The organism is Massilia phosphatilytica (assembly GCF_977014125.1).
Window position 1 is genome coordinate 1 of record NZ_CDRNIL010000084.1, and the last position, 3,611, is coordinate 3,611.

A 3,611-nucleotide genomic window follows, 5' to 3' on the forward strand; every position below is an offset into this window, starting at 1 on the left:
GTAGGCATCTAATCGGTCAAGACTTTGTCGTGGGGAAAGATGCATGCATACCACGTGGACGAAATGGTATGTGTGACCTATGCAATGTCGGGTGAACAACATCGTTATTCCTCGTGCAAGGACAGGGGGCAAACCGCAGGATCGTGGCCGGCGGCGCTCGGCCGGCCAAGCCCGATCAGGCTGCCAGCCAGCGTTTGACCGCGGCCGGCCGCAACAGTTTCACGACCTTGATGGCCTGGTTCTGCACTTGCACGACTTCGATCACACAGTTGCCGATCTTGAGGGCGATGGGGAATTCCGGGATTTCCTGGAGCTGTTCCAGCAGCAGGCCGTTGACGGTCTTGGGGCCGTCGAGAGGCAGGTCGAGACCCAGCTTTTTATTGATGTCGCGCAGCGGCGGTCGCGCCTTCGAGCAGGACTTCGCCCTGGGCATTCCACGCCATCGCATCGCTGCGCGCGGCGCCCGGGGTGGACGTCGTGAAGTCGCCGATCATTTCCTCGATGATGTCTTCGAGCGTGACGAGCCCCTGCACCTCGCCGTATTCGTCGACGATGATGCCCAGGCGTTCCTTGTTTTCCTGGAAATACTGGAGCTGCGTGAAGACGCCCGTGTCTTGCGGGATGAAACAGGGCTCCGTCAACAGCTCGCGAAAGTGCTCGATCGTGAGGTCGTCTTCCTCGTTCAGCAGCGCGACGGCCTTGCGCACGTGCAGGATGCCGACGATGCGGTTGATCTCGCCTTCATACACGGGCAGCTTGTTGTGGTAGCACGTGGTCAGCTCGGCCTTGATGTCCTCGACCGGCAACGCGAGGTTCAGCGCCTCGATCTGGGGGCGCGGCGTCATGATGTCTTCGACGGAAATCTTTTCCAGGTCGAACAGGTTCAGCAGGATGCTCTTGTGCTTTTGCGGGATATAACTGCCCGCTTCCAGCACGACCGAACGCAGTTCTTCCGGCGACAGGCGCTGCTGGGCATCCGCATGGCCGACGCCGAGACCGCGAATACGCAGCAGGCGCAACAGGCCTTTCACGAACAGGTTGACGAACCAGATCGCCGGCTTGGCGACCTTCATCAGCGGACGCAGCACATAGCTGGAGCCGAGCGAGATACGTTCCGGATAGGTGGCGCCGATGATCTTGGGCGAGATCTCCGCGAACACGATCAGCAGGAATGCGACGACGGCCGTGGCGACCGTGATCACGCTTTCCGCATGGCCGAAGAACAGGATCGCGATCGCGGTGACGAGCGCCGTCGCCATCGCATTGATCAGCGTATTGGCGATGAGCACGAGGGACAGCAGCTTGTCCGTGCGGTCCGAGCAGCCACAACGTGGTGATTGCGCCGCGGTGGCCCCGTTTCGCAAGATGGCGCAGGCGATATTTATTCGCCGCCATCAGGGCGGTTTCCGCCATCGCGAAGAAGGCCGAGCAAAGGATCAGGAGGGCGAGTGCGAGAATGAGCACCCAAAGTGGTACGGTTTCCAAGGATCACCGTCAAGAATCGTCGGGAAACTGGCGAAGCCAGCGCAGAGGTCGATTCTAAGTCACGGGGAGGGGGCTTGCAAGTTTGGCCGAGACAGGTGCGGCCGACGGGTTCAGGCTGTCGACCATCGAACTGGGGATCAGGATGGTCGCGCCGCGCTCCTTCGTCGTTTCGTAGATGATGTTCATCGCCCGCAACTGCAGGGCGGCCGGATGGCCGGCGTACATGTCGGCCGCTTCCACGAACTTACCGGCGATGGCGGCTTCGGCGAGCCGAGGATGACCCGCGCCTGCTTCTCGCGTTCGGCCTGGGCCTGGCGCGACATGGCGTCCTGCAGCACAACGGGAATGGCAACGTCGCGGATTTCCACGGAACCGACGGAGATCCCCCACGGCGCCGTTTTCCGGCCGATCGATTCCTTCAACTGCGCGTCCGCCTCCTTGCGCTCGGACAGCAGCGCCGTCAGCATCGACAGGCCGATCATTTCCCGCAGCGACGTCTGGGCCACCCGGTCGATCGCCTCGCGGTAATTCGTGATCGCCAGCGCGGCTTTCTCGGCATCGTGCACGTGCCAGAAAATGATGGCGTCGACGTTGACCGGGACGGTGTCCTTGGTCAGGGCCTGCTCGGCGTTGAAGGCCGTGGTCTGGATGCGCCCGTCGATGACCGCAACCACGTTATCGATGATGGGAACGATGGCGAACAGGCCGGCGCCCTTGACGCTGTGGAGTTTCCCCAGCCTCAGGATGACGAATTTTTCCCACGTATTCGCCATCTTCAGCGACAGCGCGAGAATCGCGGCGAGCGCAAGGAAGGGCAATCCGAGCAGTGGATTGACCCAGTAGGTGAGGACCGCGCCAACGGCGAGGCTGACGGCGACCAGGAATGATGTGACCGGGTTCATGATGGCGATGGCCGGCGCTTGATCATCCAAGCATACGCCGAATCCGGGCAAGTGCGCGCTTGCCCGTCCCGGATCGATACGGTCGACAATGCGCGTCAGGCTACGGGAAATGTTTTGCTTTTAATCAAGATCATCGTCTCCTTGTTGAGTACCTTTACCAACGGAAAATCAAATACCTGATAAACCATCGGAGGTGCTGCATGGATGGGAGCCAAGCCGGCGATCTGGTTCGTCAACCTGTTCGTGAAAGGCCTGTTGCGCCTGCTGCGTATTCGCGGTCTCGGCGTCGGCCATGCGGATGCCCGGCGGCGCCTCGCCGGAAGAACTGCATCGATCATGCTGGAAGCGGGCAGTTATATCCCGCGACCGAAAGAGCATCCTGCTGAACCTGTTCGACCTGGAAAAGATTTCCGTCGAAGACATCATCACGCCGCGCCCCCAGATCGAGGCGCTGAACCTCGCGTTGCCGGTCCGAGGACATCAAGGCCGAGCTGACCACGTGCTACCACAACAAGCTGCCCGTGTATGAAGGCGAGATCAACCGCATCGTCGGCATCCTGCACGTGCGCAAGGCCGTCGCGCTGCTGAACGAGGAAGACGACCTCACGATCGAGCACTTTCGCGAGCTGTTGACGGAGCCCTAGTTCATCCCGCAAGACACGGGCGTCTTCACGCAGCTCCAGTATTTCCAGGAAAACAAGGAACGCCTGGGCATCATCATCAACGAATACGGCGAGGTGCAGGGGCTCGTCACGCTCGAAGACATCATCGAGGAAATGATCGGCAACTTCACGACGTCCACCCCGGGCGCCGCGCGCAGCGATGCGATGGCGTGGAATGCCCAGGGCGAAGTCCTGCTCGAAGGCACAACGCCGCTGCGCGACATCAATAAAAAGCTGGGTCTCGACCTGCCTCTCGACAGCCAAGACCGTCAACGGCCTGCTGCTGGAACAGCTCCAGGAAATCCCGGAAGTCCCCATCGCCCTCAAGATCGGCAACTGTGTGATCGAAGTCGTGCAAGTGCAGAACCAGGCCATCAAGGTCGTGAAACTGAGGCCGGCCGCGGTAAAACGCTGGCTGGCAGCCTGATCGGGCTTGGCCGGCCGACGCCGCCGGCCACGATCGCGGTTTGCCCCCTGTCCTTCACGAGGAATAACGATGTTGTTCACCCGACATTGCATAGGGTCACACATACCATTCTTCGTCCACGTGGTATGCACGCAT

The 3,611-nt window shown here is 60.9% G+C and carries 3 pseudogenes; 1 reads left to right on the forward strand and 2 read right to left on the reverse strand.

Annotated elements, in window-relative coordinates:
* Positions 1-175: 175 nt before the first annotated feature.
* A pseudogene (locus ACWNCF_RS02945) lies at positions 176-1,485 on the reverse strand (HlyC/CorC family transporter).
* A gap of 54 nt (positions 1,486-1,539) precedes the next feature.
* Positions 1,540-2,387, reverse strand: a pseudogene (locus ACWNCF_RS02950) (slipin family protein).
* A 210-nt stretch (positions 2,388-2,597) separates the two neighbouring features.
* Between ACWNCF_RS02950 and ACWNCF_RS02955 the strand changes: the two are divergent.
* Positions 2,598-3,476, forward strand: a pseudogene (locus ACWNCF_RS02955) (transporter associated domain-containing protein); the annotation flags it as partial.
* Positions 3,477-3,611: the final 135 nt, after the last annotated feature.